Source organism: Velazquezella soli, from assembly GCF_977018685.1.
On the sequence record NZ_CDRNXF010000004.1, the window covers coordinates 755,596 to 774,891 of the forward strand.

Annotated in this window: 20 protein-coding genes; 13 read left to right on the plus strand and 7 right to left on the minus strand. The window is 60.2% G+C overall.

Translation table 11 applies throughout. The features are described 5' to 3' along the window. Positions 1–180: 180 nt before the first annotated feature. The 4 genes from acnA (at position 181) to AC0JZ8_RS07230 (ending at position 5,500) form a co-directional block, all read left to right on the plus strand. Positions 181–2,874 (plus strand): aconitate hydratase AcnA, encoded by a 2,694-nt coding sequence (gene acnA, locus AC0JZ8_RS07215; RefSeq protein ID WP_062462356.1) that lies wholly within the window; start codon positions 181–183, stop codon positions 2,872–2,874. Between the two features lie 226 nt (positions 2,875–3,100). Then, complete coding sequence (locus AC0JZ8_RS07220) at positions 3,101–3,838, plus strand: TSUP family transporter (RefSeq protein ID WP_471892160.1); 738 nt, start codon at positions 3,101–3,103, stop codon at positions 3,836–3,838. Positions 3,839–4,016: 178 nt separating this feature from the next. Further along, positions 4,017–4,784 (plus strand): DUF1223 domain-containing protein, encoded by a 768-nt coding sequence (locus tag AC0JZ8_RS07225; RefSeq protein WP_471892161.1) that lies wholly within the window; start codon positions 4,017–4,019, stop codon positions 4,782–4,784. A 326-nt stretch (positions 4,785–5,110) separates the two neighbouring features. After that, on the plus strand, positions 5,111–5,500 hold the full coding sequence (locus AC0JZ8_RS07230) for a DUF2794 domain-containing protein (RefSeq protein ID WP_062462366.1): 390 nt from the start codon (positions 5,111–5,113) through the stop codon (positions 5,498–5,500). Between the two features lie 6 nt (positions 5,501–5,506). On the opposite strand, the gene AC0JZ8_RS07235 is transcribed toward AC0JZ8_RS07230, so the two are convergent. The 4 genes from AC0JZ8_RS07235 to AC0JZ8_RS07250 form a co-directional block, all read right to left on the minus strand. Beyond that, positions 5,507–6,064: a GNAT family N-acetyltransferase gene (locus tag AC0JZ8_RS07235; protein WP_062462370.1), complete on the minus strand. Its 558-nt coding sequence runs from the start codon at positions 6,062–6,064 to the stop codon at positions 5,507–5,509. Positions 6,065–6,187: 123 nt separating this feature from the next. Next, positions 6,188–6,934 (minus strand): Bax inhibitor-1/YccA family protein, encoded by a 747-nt coding sequence (locus AC0JZ8_RS07240; protein WP_062581634.1) that lies wholly within the window; start codon positions 6,932–6,934, stop codon positions 6,188–6,190. 156 nt (positions 6,935–7,090) lie between these two features. Next, positions 7,091–9,634 (minus strand): ABC transporter permease, encoded by a 2,544-nt coding sequence (locus AC0JZ8_RS07245; RefSeq protein WP_471892162.1) that lies wholly within the window; start codon positions 9,632–9,634, stop codon positions 7,091–7,093. Continuing rightward, the gene (locus tag AC0JZ8_RS07250; protein ID WP_062581638.1) at positions 9,631–10,341 is read right to left on the minus strand and encodes an ABC transporter ATP-binding protein; all 711 of its coding nucleotides are present in this window, start codon (positions 10,339–10,341) and stop codon (positions 9,631–9,633) included. The genes AC0JZ8_RS07245 and AC0JZ8_RS07250 overlap by 4 nt, the downstream gene beginning before the upstream one ends. A 75-nt stretch (positions 10,342–10,416) precedes the next feature. On the opposite strand from AC0JZ8_RS07250, the gene AC0JZ8_RS07255 reads away from it, so the two are divergent. From AC0JZ8_RS07255 to AC0JZ8_RS07270, 4 genes are all read left to right on the plus strand, one after another. Then, positions 10,417–11,067: an arylesterase gene (locus AC0JZ8_RS07255; RefSeq protein ID WP_062462382.1), complete on the plus strand. Its 651-nt coding sequence runs from the start codon at positions 10,417–10,419 to the stop codon at positions 11,065–11,067. A gap of 66 nt (positions 11,068–11,133) precedes the next feature. Continuing rightward, complete coding sequence (gene thpR, locus AC0JZ8_RS07260) at positions 11,134–11,721, plus strand: RNA 2',3'-cyclic phosphodiesterase (RefSeq protein WP_062462385.1); 588 nt, start codon at positions 11,134–11,136, stop codon at positions 11,719–11,721. 20 nt (positions 11,722–11,741) lie between these two features. Next, complete coding sequence (locus AC0JZ8_RS07265; protein ID WP_192087067.1) at positions 11,742–12,059, plus strand: 4a-hydroxytetrahydrobiopterin dehydratase; 318 nt, start codon at positions 11,742–11,744, stop codon at positions 12,057–12,059. Between the two features lie 64 nt (positions 12,060–12,123). Continuing rightward, on the plus strand, positions 12,124–12,525 hold the full coding sequence (locus AC0JZ8_RS07270; protein ID WP_471893337.1) for a YkvA family protein: 402 nt from the start codon (positions 12,124–12,126) through the stop codon (positions 12,523–12,525). 18 nt (positions 12,526–12,543) lie between these two features. Here the strand turns inward: AC0JZ8_RS07270 and AC0JZ8_RS07275 are convergent, their stop codons facing one another. Next, on the minus strand, positions 12,544–13,107 hold the full coding sequence (locus AC0JZ8_RS07275) for a sigma-70 family RNA polymerase sigma factor (protein WP_062462388.1): 564 nt from the start codon (positions 13,105–13,107) through the stop codon (positions 12,544–12,546). A gap of 417 nt (positions 13,108–13,524) precedes the next feature. Here AC0JZ8_RS07275 and AC0JZ8_RS07280 point away from each other — a divergent pair, with 417 nt between their 5' ends. The 3 genes from AC0JZ8_RS07280 to AC0JZ8_RS07290 all read left to right on the plus strand — a co-directional run bounded on the left by AC0JZ8_RS07280 (position 13,525) and on the right by AC0JZ8_RS07290 (position 16,906). After that, entirely contained in the window at positions 13,525–14,052 is a 528-nt protein-coding gene (locus AC0JZ8_RS07280) for an invasion associated locus B family protein (protein WP_062462391.1), read from the plus strand. A gap of 237 nt (positions 14,053–14,289) precedes the next feature. Beyond that, the gene (gene rlmN, locus AC0JZ8_RS07285) at positions 14,290–15,528 is read left to right on the plus strand and encodes a dual-specificity RNA methyltransferase RlmN (protein WP_430241824.1); all 1,239 of its coding nucleotides are present in this window, start codon (positions 14,290–14,292) and stop codon (positions 15,526–15,528) included. Positions 15,529–15,835: 307 nt separating this feature from the next. Next, positions 15,836–16,906, plus strand: a complete 1,071-nt coding sequence (locus AC0JZ8_RS07290) for a hypothetical protein (protein ID WP_471892163.1) — start codon at positions 15,836–15,838, stop codon at positions 16,904–16,906. A 54-nt stretch (positions 16,907–16,960) separates the two neighbouring features. Here the strand turns inward: AC0JZ8_RS07290 and AC0JZ8_RS07295 are convergent, their stop codons facing one another. Next, a complete protein-coding gene (locus AC0JZ8_RS07295) occupies positions 16,961–17,602 on the minus strand; it encodes a LysE family translocator (protein WP_062462396.1) in 642 nt (213 codons plus the stop codon). 72 nt (positions 17,603–17,674) lie between these two features. Next, positions 17,675–18,532, minus strand: coding sequence for an SDR family NAD(P)-dependent oxidoreductase (locus AC0JZ8_RS07300; protein WP_471892164.1), 858 nt, complete (start codon positions 18,530–18,532; stop codon positions 17,675–17,677). A gap of 149 nt (positions 18,533–18,681) precedes the next feature. Between AC0JZ8_RS07300 and AC0JZ8_RS07305 the strand changes: the two genes are divergently transcribed. Both AC0JZ8_RS07305 and AC0JZ8_RS07310 read left to right on the plus strand, forming a co-directional pair. Next, positions 18,682–18,936 (plus strand): type II toxin-antitoxin system ParD family antitoxin, encoded by a 255-nt coding sequence (locus AC0JZ8_RS07305; protein ID WP_471892165.1) that lies wholly within the window; start codon positions 18,682–18,684, stop codon positions 18,934–18,936. Further along, positions 18,933–19,223: a type II toxin-antitoxin system RelE/ParE family toxin gene (locus tag AC0JZ8_RS07310; protein ID WP_062462402.1), complete on the plus strand. Its 291-nt coding sequence runs from the start codon at positions 18,933–18,935 to the stop codon at positions 19,221–19,223. The genes AC0JZ8_RS07305 and AC0JZ8_RS07310 overlap by 4 nt, the downstream gene beginning before the upstream one ends. The last annotated feature ends 73 nt before the right edge of the window (positions 19,224–19,296 follow it).

The window sequence follows — 19,296 nt, forward strand, 5'->3', positions numbered from 1 at the left end:
TATCTATAAGCATCGCAACACGCCAGCGGCCGGCGTGATTTTCATCTAGCGCCGAACTTGAGGATCATCAAAAGTCCTTTCGTGCGGACAGCGGAAATGGTCGTACCCGCATCCTGATGTGCATGAAGTGCATAGGCGTCCGCACGCGCGTGTTGGCTCTTACATCAGCGGGGTTTATCCGTGGCTAAATCTGTCGACAGTTTCAATTGTCGCTCCGTCCTTACCGTAGGCGGTAAGGACTATGTCTATTACAGCCTTCCGAAAGCCGAGCAGAATGGTCTGCCGGACGTTTCCAAACTGCCCTTCTCGATGAAGGTTCTGCTTGAAAACCTGTTGCGCTTCGAAGACGGAAAGTCCGTTACCAAGGACCAGATCCTGTCGGTTGCCGAATGGCTCAACAACAAGGGTCTGGCCGAGGCTGAGATCGCTTATCGTCCAGCCCGCGTGCTGATGCAGGACTTCACCGGCGTTCCGGCAGTCGTCGATCTCGCAGCCATGCGCGACGGCATCAAGGCACTCGGCGGCGATCCTGAAAAGATCAACCCGCTGGTTCCGGTCGATCTCGTCATCGACCACTCGGTCATTGTCGATGAATTCGGCACGCCGACCGCTTTTGCCCGCAACGTCGAGCTCGAATACGAGCGCAACGGCGAGCGTTACCGCTTCCTCAAGTGGGGACAGCAGGCGTTCAAGAACTTCCGCGTTGTTCCGCCCGGCACCGGCATCTGCCACCAGGTGAACTTCGAATATCTCGGTCAGACGGTCTGGACCAGTGAAGAGGACGGCGAAACCGTCGCTTATCCGGATACCTGCGTCGGCACCGATTCGCACACGACCATGATCAACGGTCTCGGCGTTCTCGGCTGGGGCGTCGGCGGTATCGAAGCGGAAGCCTCGATGCTCGGCCAGCCGGTCTCGATGCTTCTGCCAGAAGTCATCGGCTTCAAGCTGACCGGCAAGCTCAAGGAAGGCGTTACCGCGACCGACCTCGTGCTGACCGTCGTGCAGATGCTGCGCAAGAAGGGCGTGGTTTCCAAGTTCGTCGAATTCTTCGGCCCGGGCATGGACAACATGCCGGTCGCAGACCGCGCGACGATCGGCAACATGGGTCCGGAATACGGCGCAACCTGCGGCTTCTTCCCGGTCGACGCCGAAACCGTCAGCTACCTCCACATGTCCGGCCGCACCAAGGAGCGCATTGCGCTCGTCGAAGCCTATTCGAAGGCTCAGGGCATGTGGCGCGACACCGATGGTGCCGAGCTGGTCTTCACCGACACGCTGGAACTCGACCTCAACGACGTCGTACCGTCGATGGCGGGCCCGAAGCGTCCGGAAGGTCGCATCTCGCTCGAGAACATCGCCTCCGGTTTTGCCGGTTCGATGGACACCGACTACAAGAAGCCGGGCCAGCTTGAAAACCGCTACCCGGTTGAAGGCACGGATTACGATCTCGGCCATGGCGATGTGGCGATTGCCGCCATCACGTCCTGCACCAACACGTCCAACCCATCGGTGCTGATCGCTGCAGGCCTTCTCGCCCGCAACGCAGTCGCCAAGGGTCTGACGTCCAAGCCTTGGGTGAAGACGTCGCTTGCACCGGGATCCCAGGTCGTTGGCGAATATCTCGCCAAGTCGGGCCTGCAGGATTCGCTCGATGCGATCGGCTTCAACCTCGTTGGCTTCGGCTGCACGACCTGCATCGGCAATTCCGGTCCTCTGCCGGCGCCGATCTCCAAGACGATCAACGACAAGGGCCTGATTGCCGCCGGCGTTCTCTCCGGCAACCGCAATTTCGAAGGCCGTATCTCGCCTGACGTCCAGGCCAACTACCTGGCTTCGCCGCCGCTCGTCGTCGCTTACGCGCTGGCCGGCTCGGTACGCAAGGACCTGACCACGGAACCGCTCGGCATCGGCAGCGATGGCCAGCCGGTATTCCTCAAGGACGTCTGGCCGACCTCCAAGGAAGTCCAGGAGTTCATCCAGAAATACGTCACCCGCGAACTGTTCGAGAGCAAGTATGCGGACGTGTTCAAGGGCGACGAGAACTGGCAGGCAGTCCAGATCCCTGACGGCGACACCTATGCATGGGACGACAAGTCGACCTATGTGCAGAACCCGCCGTATTTCGTCGGCATGGGCAAGACGGGAACCGGTCTCAAGAACATCCACGGCGCACGCGTGCTTGGCCTGTTCGGCGACAAGATCACCACCGACCACATCTCGCCGGCCGGTTCGATCAAGGCTGCTTCGCCAGCTGGTGCTTACCTTTCGGAGAACGGCGTCGCCGTTGCCGACTTCAACCAGTACGGCACGCGTCGCGGCAATCACGAAGTCATGATGCGCGGCACGTTCGCCAACATCCGCATCCGCAACCACATGCTCGGCCCGAACGGCAAGGAAGGTGGCTACACCATCCACTATCCGTCCAAGGAAGAGATGTCGATTTACGATGCGGCCATGAAGTACAAGGACGAGGGCACGCCGCTGGTCATCTTCGCCGGCGTCGAATACGGCAACGGCTCCTCGCGTGACTGGGCTGCAAAGGGCACCAACCTGCTCGGCGTCAAGGCAGTCATCGCCCAGTCGTTCGAGCGTATCCACCGCTCCAACCTGGTCGGCATGGGCGTCGTCCCGTTCGTCTTCGAAGAGGGCGTGACCTGGGCTTCGCTCGACCTCAAGGGTGACGAGACGGTCGAGATCGTCGGTCTCGAAGGCGATATCAAGCCGCGCGAATGGAAGATCGCAAAGATCACCTATGGCGACGGTTCGGTGAAGGAAATCAACATCCTCTGCCGCATCGATACGCTGGACGAGGTGATCTACATGAACAACGGCGGCATTCTGCAGACCGTTCTTCGCGATCTTGTCGCTTAATGAAAATCCTCCACCCGCCGGTCAGACCGGCGGGTGGACATTCTTTGACGGCGATCGGCTCACCCGCCTGGATGTGCTTTTCGCAAGACTTCGTCAGCCTAAACTCCTGGGCTGGAGAACCGGTTTTCCGACCTTGCATGTGCCGGGTCGCTCAATTCCCCTGACCAGCACGGGGATGCGGTGGTGAGCATTTCGCCTTGGCCACCGACGTTAAGGTCTTCATTCCTTGTCCCTCATCATTTTTATCGGCATGGCCGTTACGGTTTTCCTGACGTCGCTTCTGTCTGGGATTTTCGGCATGGCGGGCGGGCTGATCCTCTTGTGGGTCCTGCTGTTTCTCTATCCGGTCGGCACCGCCATCGCGATCCAGGGCGTCATCCAGATGGTCTCCAACGGATCCCGCGCCTGGTTCTCCCGTGCCTATATCGACTGGAAGATCCTCTCGATCCTGTGCTCTGGTGTGGCGGTTTCCGCCCTCATCCTGTTTCTGACGAGCTATATGCCAAGCCTGATCGTGGTTCTGATCGGTGTCGGCCTGATGCCTGTTCTCGTCTGGTTGCCGGTCAACAGGCTGCAGCTCGATGCGTCCCGTCCCTCGCATGCGTTTCTGGCTGGACTGCTGTCCGGCGGCATGACGATCAGCGTCGGCGTGGCAGGTCCGACGGTCGATATCTTCTTCATTCGCACAGAGATGGACCGGCGCAAGGTCATCGCCACCAAGGCGTCGATCCAGACGATCTCGCATCTGGCAAAGATCGCCTTCTACTGGGATGCCGCTTCGAACCTTCCGACCGTCGACATGGTGGCGGTGCTGATCGCCGCGCCGATCGCCATCCTGGGCGCTCGGGCGGGCAATGGTATCCTGCAAAAGATGACGGACGCCAATTTTCGGAGCTGGACCCGATGGGTGGTGACCGGCGTCGGCGCGGTCTACCTGACCCAGGGGTTGCTCAGCCTGTTTTGACCGGCAAAACAGATCGGACACGGTATCTTGAGAGAGCGATCACATGTCGGATCCTCACCCGTTCGTGACTTCCTCTTGAACCGGTGCCGCGGTTACTTATCCGGCGTCCCACCGTTATGGCCTTGATTGCCCCTCGCAATCGTGGATAACAAACAACCTATCAAAGGGTTTGCCATTCATGCTGCTTCGTTTTCGCTCCATGCTCCTTGTTGCCGGTCTGCTGATGGCAGGTACGGCTTCGGCAGGGGAATCGAAGGCCCCGAAGGGCGTCGTGGAACTGTTCACCTCGCAGGGCTGTGCCTCCTGTCCGCCTGCGGACACCACGTTCAGCCAGCTTGTGGCCCAGGGCGACGTCGTGGCGCTGTCCTATCACGTCGACTACTGGAACTATCTCGGCTGGACCGATACGCTTGCCTCCAAAGAGAATACCGAGCGTCAGTACGGCTATGCCAAGACGATGGGCCGCAGCGGCGTGTACACGCCGCAGGCCATCATCAACGGTCGCGACCATGTCAAAGGTACGGACTTGGTCGGCATCAACTCCAAGGTCGATGGTATGCGCAGCAAGGGAGAGGGGCTGGTTGTTCCCGTCTCGGCTGCCATGCACGGAGACGAGATCGAGATCGAGATCGGCGCCGGCAATGCACAGATACCGGCCGAGGCCGAAGTCGTCGTCGCCTACTTCACGAAGAAGCAGCAGGTCGAGGTGACGAAGGGCGAAAACAGCGGCAAGAACATGGATTACTGGCATAGCGTCTACGACGTGCAGTCCGTTGGCATGTGGAACGGCCAGACCATGTCGCTGAAGCTGCCAGGCAAGCTGATGGGCAAGTCCAAGAAGGACGGTTGCGCAATCCTGCTTCAGGCATCGGGCCCGAATGGCGAGCCGGCCGAGATCATCGGCGCAACAATCCTGATGGCCGGGCGCAAGAAGCTGGACGACTGACAGGGCATACCAACACCGCTCACCAGCAAGCTGGTCGCGGAGCGCCGCGCGCTCATTCTTTTCGACGGGAAGTTTGTTGGCGGCCCGGTCCAAATCCACTGGGGGGCTGGGGGTAAGGGTCAGCGAACCGAACCGGGCCAAATGGCGCTAAAGAACGCGCCAAACCAACATCTGCAATCTCGCTTGCAATTCGGGCGCTGTTTTGACCGAAATACGGCTTTCTCAGAAAACATCGCGGCAGCCGGTAACCTGGTATGGCAGCGTTGCAATTTCTAAAATGTCGGGGCACACTGTCACTGCTTTGACATCTATGATTGGGAGTCTTGATGACCGATCAGCCTGAATTTCCGAGGGGCCACCGGCCTCACGATGCTGCCGTCGTCGTCAATCTCAGCGAATACCGACAGAGCCTCGATCCTGCGCCCGTGACATTTCACCGTCGAGAGCTCGACTCCATCCTGTGGATCTATGGTCGGATGGTGGGCGAGGGCGAGTGGAAGGATTACGCGATCGACCACCTGAAGGACAAGGCCGTCTTTTCGATCTTCAAGCGATCGGGCGAGCTGCCGCTGTTCAGGATCGAGAAGAACCCCAAGCTTGCCAACAAGCAGGGTGCCTATTCCGTCATCAACACGAACGGCGTGATCCTGAAGCGTGGTCACGAGCTGCCACAGGTGTTGAAAGTGTTCGACAAGGCGCTGAAGCTCATCGACTGAACTGGTTCACTCGGTGAACAGCGAACCGGGATAGACCGTCGGGTCAGGCGGTGTATCCCTAGCCTCGCCGAGTGCAATCTGCATCAGGACCGTGTCCAGCCACTGACCGTGCTTGAAGCCGGTGCCTTTCAGCGTACCGGTCATTTCGAAGCCTAGGCTCTTGTGGACCGCGACGGATGCGGGGCTTGCGCCACCGATCACGGCCACCATCTGGCGAAAGCCGAGCGCTGTGCAGCGGCTGAGCAGTTCCTGCAGCAGTGCCTTCCCGGCACCCTTTCCACGCGCCCCCGGAGAGAGATAGATCGAATCCTCTACCAGCCAGCGATAGGCCGGCCGCGTGCGGAAGGCGGATGCATAGGCATAGCCGATGAGGACGCCGGCGTCGTCGATGGCGGCGATGTAAGGATAGCCCTTCTCGCGGATGGCGTGGAAGCGCGCGGTCATCTCTTTCAGATCAGGCGGGGTGATCTCGTAGCTTGCGGTGCCGTTCAGCACACTGTCCCGGTAGATGGCCGTGATGGCGGGCAGGTCGTCGGTTGTGACGTCGCGAAGGTGCTGGGGCATGGCAGGACTTGGGGCTTGAGGTGAGGCAGCAAGCCTATGACGCAGCCTCCCGGCGGGCAACAAAAAAGGCGACCTTGCGGCCGCCTTCTTGTTTGTCGTCTGGTCTGTCTTCCACTTCGTGGATCAGTTGTTACGGTTGCCCATGAACTGAAGCAGGAAGGTGAACAGGTTGATGAAGTCGAGGTAGAGCGTCAGGGCGCCCATGATCGCCTTGCGGCCCATGACCGTCGCATCATCCGCGTCGTAGTACATTTCCTTGATCTTCTGCGTGTCGTAGGCGGTAAGGCCTGCGAAGATCAGCACGCCAATCGCGGAGATCGCGAAGCCGAGTGCCGAAGACGCCAGGAAGATGTTGACGATCGAGGCGATGATCAGGCCGAACAGGCCCATGATCAGGAACGAGCCCATTGCCGACAGGCTTCTCTTCGTCGTGTAGCCGTAGAGCGACAGAGCGCCGAACGAAGCTGCGGTCACGAAGAACGTCTGCACGATGCTCTGGCCGGTAAAGACCAGGAAGATCGACGACAGCGAAAGACCCATCAGGGCAGCGTAGCCCCAGAAGGTTGCCTGGGCGGCGCTTACGCTCATCTTGTTGATCCTGAAGCTCAGGAAGAACACGACGGCGAGCGGCGACAGCATCACGACCCAGCGCAGAGGGCTTGCAAACAGCAGCTGGCCGAAGGGGGTCAGCTGGCCATCGGCGACGGCCATCTGCCAGGTCGCGAATGCCGCGATGCCGGTGATTGCCAGGCCGAGTGCCATCAGGTTGTAGACCTTGAGCATATAGGCGCGCAGGCCTTCATCGATCATCGCACCGGACTGCGCACCCGTCTGGGCGGCTCGGTTTTGATAGTTGTTGAAGTCAGCCATAGTATCCTCTTCAAGCTCCGGAATTTGTCACGGTGTCGGGCCCTAACGGTCAGACCCAGGCGCCGCTGCGGAGCCCAGCAAGCCTACCATCAAATATGAGGCGATAACCACGCCTATACAAGGGGGAAGGAACGCAATGGATCCCAAAGCTCCCGATCACAATTCCCGGAGGACCGGCGCCGCCTTCTGGCCCAGCACCCGCCACGTGCCGATAAGCCCGATGCCGACGGTCAGCACCAGCGAGGCCACAACCGTGATGATCGCCACATCTGGCAGGAAGGTCGAGGGAAGGCGCATGATGCGCGACACGATGAACCAGGCGGATACGCCGCCGGCCAGAAGCGCAAACACGGCGGTGGCGAAGCCGAGGATCATGTATTCGTAGCTAAAGGCACGAATGAGCATGGATCTCGTTCCGCCCAGCGTCTTCAGGATCACGGCATCGTGGGTACGGGCGCGGTTTCCGGCCGCAAGCGCCCCGGCAAGCACCAGCACCGAAGCGATCAGCGCCACGGCGGCCGCTGCCCGGATCGCGGTTGCCAGCTGGCCGATCAACTGATCGACGATATCGATCGCATCCTTGACCCTAACACTCGTGATGGTCGGATAGGCATTGCTGACGGAGCGCAGGATTGTCGCTTCCTGCTGCGCCGTTGCCGATGGATCGGTGAGGGTCGCAAGCCAGGCATGCGGCGCGCCGCGGAACGTGTTGGGCGAGAAGACCATGACGAAGTTGATGGACAGCGATTCCCATTCGACGTTGCGGAAACTGGAGATCTTGGCGGTGATGTTGCGGCCGAGCACGTTGACGGTGACCGTATCACCGAGTTTCAGTCCGAGTTCGCCTGCCTCTTCCGCCGAAAATGAAACGAGAGGCTCGCCGTCATAGTCGGCCGGCCACCATTCACCCTGCGTCAGGGTCGAGCTTTCCGGCTTGTTCTTGGCGTAAGTGATGCCGCGATCGCCGCGCAGAACCCAACGGCCCTTTGCCGGAACATTCATCTGACTGACATCCTGACCGTTGAAGGCGAGGATGCGACCCCGCAGCATCGGCACCTCGAACAGCTTGGCGCCGGGTGCCTGCTCCTGCAGCAGCTTGCGGAAACCATCGACTTCGGCGCTCTGGACATCGACGAAGAAGAAGTTCGGCGCGTTGCGGGCGATGTTGCCGGTCAGCTGGTTGCGCATGTTGCCGTCGATCAGCGCCAGCGTCACCAGGAGTGCCAGACCGAGGCCGAGCGAGAGCACGACCGAGGGCGTCAGGGCGCCGGGACGGTGGATATTGCCGAGTGCCAGCCTCAAGGCCGGCGAACTGACGCGCGGGGCACGACGGGCAAGCCACGCAATGAGCGCCGCCACAAGCCGCAGCAGCACGAACGCGCAGGCGACCGCGCCGAGGAAGACCGAGGCGACGAAGTGATTTTCGGACGAGAAGATCGCAAGGATTGCGAGAGCGGCGAGTGCTGCGCCTGCGGCTGCCAGATACGGCCAGGATGGAAGCCGGCCCGTGTCGAAACTCTGTTCTCTGAACAAAGCTGTGGCAGGGACCTCGCGCGCATGTCCAAGCGGCAGAATGGCGAAGGCAAAGGTGATCAGCAGACCGAACAGGGCGGCAAGCCCAAGCGCCGACGGATAGATGTTGATGCCATCCGGTACCGGAAGCACGCCTTCGAGAAAGCGCAGTGCCACGATGGGCGAAACGGCGCCGATGACGAGGCCGGCCAGAATGCCGATCACTGCCAGAACCATGATCTGGAACAGGTAGATCAGCGTGACAACAGTTGCGGGTGCGCCGAGGCATTTGAACGTGGCGATCGTGGTGCGTTTGGCATCGAGGAAGGCCCGCACGGCGTTCGCCACGCCGACACCGCCGACGATCAGCGCGGTGAGGCCGACCAGCGTCAGAAACTGCGAGAAGCGCTCGACGTTTTCGGTAAGCGAGGGGGCTGCGCGGTCGCTGCTTCGGATCGACCAGCCGGCTGCCGGGAATTCGCGGTTGGCGCGATCGGCCAACCCGGTCCGGCTGGCAGGATCACGCAGCTTGATCTTGTAGGCGTGTTCGACAAGGCTGCCGTTTGCCATCAGGCCCGACGCCTGCAGCGCTTCCCGGCTGACCATCAGGCGGGGCGCAAAGCCGAAGCCATCGGACACCGCGTCCGGTTCCGACGCGATCGTGCCGCGCAGGACGAGCCTGATATTGCCGAGCAACAGTTCGTCGCCGGTCTTGATGCCGAGGCGCTCGAGCAGAAGCGGAACGGCCAGTGCGCCGAAGGTCTCGCCCTGTTTGGCGACGAGTTCCTGCAGGGGCGCGGCCGGCTCGGCCTTAAACTCTCCGTAGAGTGGATAGGCGCCGTCGACGGCCTTGACCTCGACCAGCGCCTGTTCGGATCCATCCGGCTTGCGGGCCATGGAGCGAAGGCCGGTTGAGACAGACATCTCGCCGAGCCCGCTCAAGAAGGCGCGTTCCTGTTCGGTCGCTTCGCGGTTGTTCAGCTCAAAACGAATATCGCCGGCAAGCAGTTGCTGGCCCTGGCCGGCAATCGCTTCGGTAATGGCGCGCGAAACGGAATTGACAGCGGCGATGGAGCCGGTGCCAAGCGCGATGCAGGCGAGAAAGATGTAGAAGCCGCTAAGGCCGCCGCGCATTTCCCGCAATGCCAGGCGCAGTGCAATTTTCAGCCGGGGGACCGCGACCATCATACGGATGCGACCTGAACGGCCGGAGCGCCTGCTCCGTCGTCGATGATTTCGCCGGAGCGGACGCGGATCTGGCGCGAGCAGCGGGCAGCAAGCGAAATGTCATGGGTGACGAGGATCATCGTCATGCCGCGCTCGGCCTGCTTGGAAAACAGAAGGTCGGCGATCTGGCGCCCGGTCTCGGTATCGAGATTGCCGGTTGGTTCGTCCGCGATCAGCACGGCAGGCGAGGGGGCGAGTGCGCGGGCGATCGCCACGCGCTGCTGCTCGCCGCCGGAGAGCTGGCCGGGATAGTGGTGCAGCCGCTCACCGAGGCCAACGGCTGTCAGCTCGCGGCGGGCGATCTCGAACGGATCTTTCGCATTCGCAAGCTCCAGCGGGACCGCGACGTTTTCGAGCGCGGTCATGTTGGCGATGAGGTGAAACGACTGGAAGACGATACCGATATTGCGGCCGCGGAAATCCGCCAGCGCATCTTCGGAAAGGTTGTGAAGCGCCTGGCCGTTAATGACGATCTCGCCGCTGTCGAGGCGTTCGAGGCCGGCCAGCACCATCAGCAGTGTCGATTTGCCGGAACCGGAGGGACCAACGATGCCGACCGCTTCTCCTGCGTCGACGTCAAGATCCATGCTCTTCAAAACGTGAACGGATGCCGCCGCGCTGCCGAGGGTGAGATCGGCTTTTCGCAGCGTGATGATGGTTTTAGTCAATGCAGACCGTCCTATATAGGCTTCAAGAGCAATTCATGCCGCGCTGCGGTTAAGCCCAAATCTAGGAGACCGATCGTGCGTTTTAAAGCAAGACCGCTTCAATTCCTCGTCATGATACTGGCAGCACTGACCGCAGCCCCGGTTTTCGCCCAGAACAAGACCCTCCAGATCGTCGGTTTTGGAGACAGTCTGATGGCCGGTTACCAACTGGCGCCGGCAGAATCCTACACCGCCCAGCTCGAGGCAGCGCTGAAGGCGAAGGGCCTCAATGTGGCGATCAACAATGCCGGCGTGTCCGGCGACACCAGTTCCGGCGGGCTTGGACGCATCGACTGGTCGGTTCCAGATGGCACTGATGGCGTGATCCTTGAGCTTGGCGCCAACGATGCGCTGCGCGGCATCGCACCCGAGCAGACGGAAAAGAACCTCGATGCGATGATCACGCGGCTGAAGGCGCGCAACATTGCGATCTATCTGGTTGGCATCATGGCGCCGCCGAACATGGGCAGCGACTATGCGCAGAAGTTCAACCCGATCTACGAAAGGCTCGCCAAGAAACACGCGCTGCCGCTCTATCCGTTCTTCCTTGATGGCGTGACCACGGTTGCCGGAATGCAGCTTGAAGACGGCATGCATCCAAACGCAAAGGGTGTCGCGGCCATGGTCGAAAAGAGCCTTCCTTCCGTCGAAGCCTTCCTTGGGGACATCGGTAGTCAGCAAAAATAATATCTTGCGCGGAAGCGAGTTGCATGTTCCGCTGTTAGCATCTGCAAAAGATTCGAGGAGGTCCCTATGCCGAGACTTTTCATCGCCCTCGAAGTTCCACGCAATGTCGCCATGAGCCTGTCGCTGCTTCGTGGCGGCATCCCCGGCGCACGGTGGATCGATGTGGAGAACTATCACATCACCCTTCGCTTCATCGGCGACATCGACGGACGGACCGCAGACGAGATCGTCGACCGGCTGGACCGGATCGACCGTCCGGAATTCCAGCTAAAGCTGACAGGTATCGGTTCGTTCGGATCGAAGAAGCCGCATTCCATCTTTGCCGGCGTCTCCCCGTCGCCCGAACTTCACGCGCTGCAGGGGGAAACCGAGCGGATCTGCCAGCGTCTCGGACTGGCGCCGGATCCGCGGAAATTCACGCCGCATGTCACTTTGGCACGTCTCAAACACTGCCGACTCGATGAAGTCGTACATTACCTTTCAGGGCGCGGGAATTTTCACACCGCGCCCTTTCTCGTTCCGCGTTTCGTGCTGATGTCTTCCAAGGAATCCTGCGGTGGCGGGCCCTACCTGACGGAGGAAATCTTCCCGCTGCGCGAGCTCAGCTACGGCTATGCCCAGGACGAGATGGAAACAGCCGAGCACCGTTTCTAGTCTCTGGCGAAGGTATGCTGATGGCCTATGAGGTGCTGGACAGAGAAGCGATCGAGCGCGAGATCGCCACTCTCGATGGCTGGACGATGGGCCTGGATGGCGACGCGATCACGAGGAGCTTTGTCTTTGCGTCGTTTCCCCAAGCCTTCGGGTTCATGACGGAATGCGCGTTGGCGGCCGAAAAACTCGACCATCATCCGGATTGGTCCAACAGCTATTCGCGAGTCGAGGTGCAGCTCACCACGCATGCGAAGAAGGGACTGACAGATCGTGATTTCAAGCTGGCGCGAGCCATGGACGAGGCATTTCGCGCACGGATCGTCACGCCCCGGAATTGAACTTCACACCGGCATTCCCATATGCTGATGCATTGAAGCGAGCATCTGGAGTGACGGAATGAGCGTGGATGACGTCAAGATCGGCGAGATCCTTCTGCCCGGCGACGAAAAAACGCAGGATCGCCGGGAAGAGCAGGTGCGTGCCAGGTTCTGGCCGACGATGCGGCGAGCCGCGCGGCAAATTCCATTCAGCCGCGATCTGGTCGCCGCCTATTACTGCGCCGTGGACCGAAAAACACCCTTGCGCGTTCGCGGGACCTTGCTGGCAGCGCTTGCCTATTTCATTCTCCCCATCGACATCGTCCCAGATTTCTTTGCGGTCGTCGGGTTCAGCGATGATATCGCGGTTCTTGCTGCGGCTCTGCGCATGATCCAGGGCCATATCAACGACGGACATTACGACGCAGCAGACAGCGCGCTTGCCGATCACCCCGATATTGCAGCCGGAATGAAGACGAGCGGCTGATCCGGCCGCCCCGCCGCTTCAGTTCGGTGAAGTCTCTTCCAGTGCTCGCCGCAGGCGCTCGAACGCCAGCCTGATGCGCGACTTTACGGTGCCCAGCGGAAGCCCAGTCGAAGCGGCGATTTCGGAATGGGACTGACCCAGGAAAAAGGCGGCCCGCACCAGCTTCATTTGCTCGTCCGGAATCTGAGAAAGGGCATCACGGACCCGCTCGTCGCGCTCCTTGCTTTCAAACAGGGTGTCGACGCCCGGTACCTCCGCCAAGGCAAGAAATGTCTCCTGGCCGTCAAACTTGCGGTTTCGGGCGCGGCGCTTTGCATCGATGTGGCGGTTTCGTGCGACCCGGAACAGCCAGGTCGACAGGCTTGATCTTGCGGGATCATAGAGGCTGGCACGATGCCAAAGGATGGTCATGACATCCTGGACGAGTTCTTCTGCCTCGTCCGAATTCATGCCGCGCTTCATCAGCCAGGATTTCAGGCGTGGCGCGAAATGATCAAAAAGCGCAGTGAACGCGTCTTGATCACGCGTTGCAGCCACTGCCCTGACCAGGCGGGCGAAGCGGTCTCTCTCGTCCCCTAGCATCTAACCGGCAGTAGGCTTTCTTTGTGAGTAGGCGTCAGCTTTGCGACTATCCTACCGTATCGGTAGAAAAACGGGTAGCGGTTTTAAGCAGGATTTATACGTAGTTTCAAAGTGCTGCGGCCTGCGTCATCGGACGGACAAACTCTTGCCCAAATCGTTGTTGAGTGATGCGCCCAGAAAACCCGACGTCTGGAACGGGCATCATCAAACGCAACCCTGCGCCGCATTCGACCACATCCCGGTTCACTACATATTCAGCATCCAACCGATAGTGTTGACTCTTTGGTAACCGGAATGAAGTCAAAATGGGACCCGACCGTTGGGACGCCGCATATGACGCCCAGACATGACGCCGAGAAGGCATGTCCGTACTGGCCCGGCTCGGGCCCTTGAAATTACGAAAATTGGCAGGAGATCATGGCCGCTAGAACCGTCGCAATCGCATTGGCGCTTACTCTCGCCGGAATTGGCGCAGGACTTGGCGCCGGCACGGGTACCGCTTCCGCCCAGACGCCGAACCGCATCCAGCAGTTCAAGGCGTGGGGTGCGTATTCCTACAAGCAGGGCGCGGCTACGGTCTGCTACGTCTTGTCCGTCCCGACGACCAAGGAGCCTGCAAGCGTCGATCACGGCGATATCTTCTTCATCGTGTCGCAGCGCCCGGGCCAGAACATCTCCTACGAACCGCAGGCGATGATGGGCTACACGATGCAGACCAATTCCAAGGTCACCGTGACGATCGACAACAAGAACTTCACGATGTTCACCAAGGACAAGGCCGCTTGGGTCGAGAACGCCGCCGAAGAACCGGCTCTCGTTGCAGCGATGCGCACCGGTCAGAAGATGAGCGTCAGCGCCGTATCCGGTCGCGGCACCAAGACGTCCTACGCCTATTCGCTGCAGGGCATTTCAGCAGCTCTGAAGCAGGTCGAATCCTGCAAGTAAGCAGAGATTGCCACCACCGCATTGGAAGGCCGGTCATCGACCGGCCTTTTGCGTTTGACGAAGAATAGTGACGTGGCGTCGTTTTTATGATAAAGCGCCCGTCAAGATTAGTCCTGCGCGACCGTTCCTCGGAAAGTCGCTTACCCGGGACGCCATGATTTCACAGAAAGACATGCCACGGCGATGCGCGAAACCTGCGCTGGGCGAAGGCATGTTATTCGAACGGGATATGAAGAAATGTCGGTCTCCGAGGCCTTTGCGCCTGTCGCCATCAAGAAGCCGCTCGTCGCCAATCCGGACCTCTATAGCGAAAAGCCGTCGCTGATCGGTATGTCGCGCGAGGATATGGGCGCGGCGCTGCGAGAAAAGGGCATACCGGAAAAGCAGGCGCGGATGCGCGTCAGCCAGCTCTGGCACTGGCTCTACATTCGCGGCGTGTCGGATTTCGACGCGATGACGAATGTCGCCAAGGACATGCGTGAGATGCTGAAGACGCATTTCACCATCGCGCGTCCCGAAGTGGTGGAAGAGCAGATCTCCAACGACGGCACCCGCAAGTGGCTGCTGCGCTTCCCGCCGCGCGGTGCCGGCCGTCCGGTCGAGGTCGAAACGGTCTACATTCCCGAAGAGGGCCGCGGCACGCTCTGCATATCAAGCCAGGTCGGCTGTTCGCTGACCTGTTCCTTCTGCCATACCGGCACCCAGCGCCTCGTGCGCAACCTGACGGCCGAGGAAATTCTGAGCCAGTTGCTTCTGGCACGCGACCGGCTGGGCGATTTTCCCGGTGCCGATACGCCGCCTGGCGCTTTCGTGCCGACCGGCGACCGCAAGGTCACGAATGTCGTCATGATGGGCATGGGCGAGCCGCTCTACAATTTCGAAAGCGTCAAGACGGCGCTGCTGATCGCGACAGACGGCGACGGGCTTTCGCTGTCGAAGCGTCGTGTCACGCTGTCGACGTCGGGCGTCGTGCCGGAAATCTATCGGACGGGCACGGAGATCGGCGTTATGCTGGCGATCTCGCTGCATGCGGTGCGCGACGAGCTGCGCGACATGCTGGTGCCGATCAACAAGAAGTATCCGCTGAAGGAACTGCTGGAAGCCTGCCGCCAGTATCCGAGCCTGTCCAACGCCCGTCGCATCACATTCGAATATGTGATGCTGAAGGACGTCAACGACAGCCTGGAGGATGCCAAGCTGCTGACCCAGATGCTGAAGGGCATTCCGGCGAAGATCAATCTCATCCCGTTCAACCCGTGGCCCGGTACCAATTACCAGTGCTCGGACTGGGAGACGATCACCAAGTTTGCCGACTTCATCAACCAGGCAGGCTATGCCTCGCCGATCCGCACGCCACGCGGCCGCGACATTCTCGCCGCCTGTGGCCAGCTGAAGTCGGAATCGGAGCGCATGCGCAAGACCGATCGCCTCGCCTTCGAAGCGATGATGATCGCCGGCCATGGCGAAGACGACTGACGCCGGGAGGGCTTCGATTGCTGGCTGAACCGGCTCGAAGCCTGGAAACCTCTCATCAGTCCTTTCGTTTCTGACACCGAGCGCTCGAGGGGCGGCAAAAATGCCGCCTGGCGCGGCGCAAATGCGCTTGATTCCGTTGTAGGGGTCATATGCAGACTGCAATAATCTGATATCGATGTGGCTCATCCAGGTGCAACCGGAAGATGCCGCCATGTTTCAGCATCCCATTAGGAAGTCTGCATTTTATGTCTCACTAACAGGCGGAACGATAGTTGCTGCCTTAATTTCCACAACCGCAGAAGCGCATGTGAAATGGTTCGCACCCTACATCGTGGGTGCGCCACTGCAGCCGGTCGAAACTGTTCTGCGTGATATCTGGTTTTGGGTAGCGATCGCACTCGTTCTCGTTTGTTTCGCCGCAGCCCGGGCGATCGAAACTAGCCGTTTTGGACCGTTGGTCTTCGAAGCGCTTGATCGCTTTACCTCGCCGCTCTGGGCGAGGATCGACGATTATGTCCGCGTCGTCATTGCCTCGTTCTTCGTCGCGATCTTTGCCACGGGTGGCGTTTACCTGACGCCGGACCTGAAGACGCCTGCCGAATGGGTGTCCTGGCTGCAGTTGCTGATCGCTGCCCTGATCTTCTCGCGGCGGACCATGCCTTTCGCCGGCCTTGGAATTGTTGCCCTATGGCTGCTCGCGGCGCGGGACTACGATCTCTTCCACTTGTTCGACTATTTGGCGCTCGGGCTCGGCGTTGCCGCCTACCTGATCGTCGAGCCGATGAAAGACGACTGGCGTATCCACCGTTTTGAAGTGCTGCGCTGGGGGCTAGCCATCGCGCTCATGTGGTCGAGCCTCGAAAAATTCGCCTATCCCGAATGGTTCTATCCGCTGGTGCTGGAAAAGCCCTTTCTCACGATGGGCATGCCCCGCGATGTCTTTATTCCCATGGCCGGTATCGCCGAATTCACCATGGGCTTCGGTCTTCTCTGGACCGCGCTTATCCGCCGCCTTTCGGCCATCGCAATGATCGTCATCTTCACCTCGGCCGTCTTGCCGTTCGGGCGTATAGATCTGATCGGCCACGGGTTGATCACCGCCATCCTGGTGGCGGTTGCCTGCGACCAGAACCGGGCAGACGGGCTGCTGCCCGGACTGAAACAAAAGCTTTCGGCCATCCCTGCCGGGCTGGCTGTCGCCATCGTGGTTTTCTTGAGTGGCTATTGGGGCCTGCATCTCGCCTTCTATGGTGCCGGAGGCTTTTCCGGGCCGGCGGCGGCCGAAAAGACCACCCATTCCCACAGCGTCGAATACCCGCATGGCCCACAGTCCGAGATCGGAATTGGTGCCCCGCCCACCCGCGGCCAGGGGGAGTAAGAGAAGAGTCGTCCTTCGACGCGAAGCGAAGGTAGTTGAAACGAAAGGGCGAGCTTATCTCGACTGCGTCATGAAGATCTTCACGGCGAAGACCGAGAACACGCCGGCGAAGGTGTAGTCGAGGCCGCGCAGGACTTTCGGATTTCTTTGCAGCCAGTTCGCAAGCCGATCGGCGGCAAGCACGACGATCAGGTTCACCGGCATGCCGATGGCGATGAAGAAGATCCCGAAGAAGACCAGTTTTCCCGTCACATGCGGATCTGTCGCCGTCACGAACTGCGGCAGGAAGGTCATGAAGAAGATGATCACCTTCGGATTGAGGATATTCACCCAGAAGCCGATCGAGATATTTGCGAGCGGGCTTGCCGTTGCGCGCTCCACGGTTTCGACGGAGAAGCTGGAGCCGAAGCGGATCGCCTGGATCGCCAGCCACAGCAGATAGGCGGCGCCGCCGGTTTTCAGGATGAAGAAGGCGGTGGGCGATGCGGTAATCAGCGCCGAGATTCCGAAGGCGACCAGAAGCGTGTGGCAGACGACGCCAAGACTGGTGCCGAGCACCACGAACAGTGCCGATCTGCGCCCTTGCGCAAGCGCCCGGCTGATCGACAGCGTCATATCAGGCCCAGGCGTCAGAGCCAGAAGCAAGCCGGCTGCGGTGAAGGCCAGAAGCGATGCAAGGCTTGGCAGGAATTCCATTAAGTGTCCTCGAAAGCCGGATGACGGTTGTCGCTTTTTATCCGGCTTTCGAAGTCCTGCCAAACCTGCCGATCAACTGCCGCTGATGAATTTTTTTGATGCATCCGTGAAGTCCGGATGCCAGCGCGACAGAGGCGGACGGTTTTCGATGATGTCGCCAATCGCCCAGGCCATACGCCGCTCGTCCGTCTTGCGGTCGACGTCGTTGTCCGGGCAAAGGATGTAGAAATCCCCGCGTTCGAGGCTTTCCAGCATGAACTGCACCGTCTGTTCGGAGGTCCAGGCGGCATCGGGCTTTTCGGTGCGGTCGCCCTTGGTCAGGCCGGTATAGACGAAGCCGGGGATGAGAAGGTGAGCGCTGACCTTGCGTTCGGGCATATTGCGCAATTCGTGCTGCAAGGCTTCGGTGAAGGCCTTCACGCCGGCCTTGGAGACATTGTAGGCGGGATCGCCGGGCGGCGTGGTGATGCCCTGTTTCGAGCCGGTGTTGATGATGAGGGCCGGTTCGCCATGGCCAATCATGCCGGGACCGAATGTCCTGCTGCCATTGACGACGCCCATCAGGTTGACGGCCAGAACGTTGTCCCAGTTGACCTGCGGTCCGAACAGGCTGCTGCCGGGCTGGATGCCGGCATTGTTCATCAGCACGTGGACGCGGCCGAAGCGCTGGAGGACGGCGCGTTCCAGAGCCTCGATCTCCGCCGGCTTCGAGACGTCGGTGCCGATTGCCACGACATCGGCCTCGCCATCGCCGGAAAGGGCAGCAACCTCGCGGCACGCCTCTGAAAGCCGGTCGCCCTCGAGATCCGCGAGGACGACGCACATGCGAAGTTTCGCAAATTCCTTGGCAGCGGCAAGGCCGATACCGGAGGCGGCGCCGGTGACGACGGCGACATTGTCTTTCTTCAGAGCAGGGTGAGTGATGGACATGGAAAGTCTCCTCTTTGACGCTTCTGTTGAAAGGTTTTGGCGTTCGAAGGTTTGGGCTATTCTGAGACCAAAGGTGTTCAACGGCTCGGCGCGATATGGTATCCTCCGCGGGATCCGTCAACATGACGCGAGATCAAACCGGAGCCGGCATGATGGGCGAACTTAGATCTATCAAAGTTGACGAAAAACTGGCCGCCTTTGTTGAAAAGCAGGTCGAGAACGGACGTTATGGCTCCGCCAGTGAAGTGATCGAGGACGCGCTGCGCCTGATGCAGGAAAGCGACGCCGCTTCGCTCGAGGCCATCCGCGCGGCAATCCAAGAAGGCGAAGATTCTGGTGAGCCAGAGCCGTTTGATTTCGATGAATTCATAGAGCAGAAGCGGGCGCGGCGCCTGCAGCCATGAAGGCGCTGGTTTTTGCGCCGAACGCCGTCGCCGATATCGATGGAATCTACGATCATACTGAAGAATTTTGGGGCTTCGAACAGGCTGAGGACTATACCTTCAGCCTGAGGCAGGCGTGCCGGATCCTCGCTGCCGGCGAGCGACGGGGCCGGCATGTGCGCGGGATCAAGACCGGGTATCTGGCGCTGACCTATCGGTCTCACTTCATCATCTATCGTGAGACAAAAACCCAGGTCGTGATCATCCGCATCCTGCATCAACGCATGAACCTGTCGCGCCATCTCTGACGCGGTCGCTTCCGGGTTTTTCTTGCGCGGCTTTTGAAACTCGCTAAAAGTGCGCCATCCCAGACACGACGGT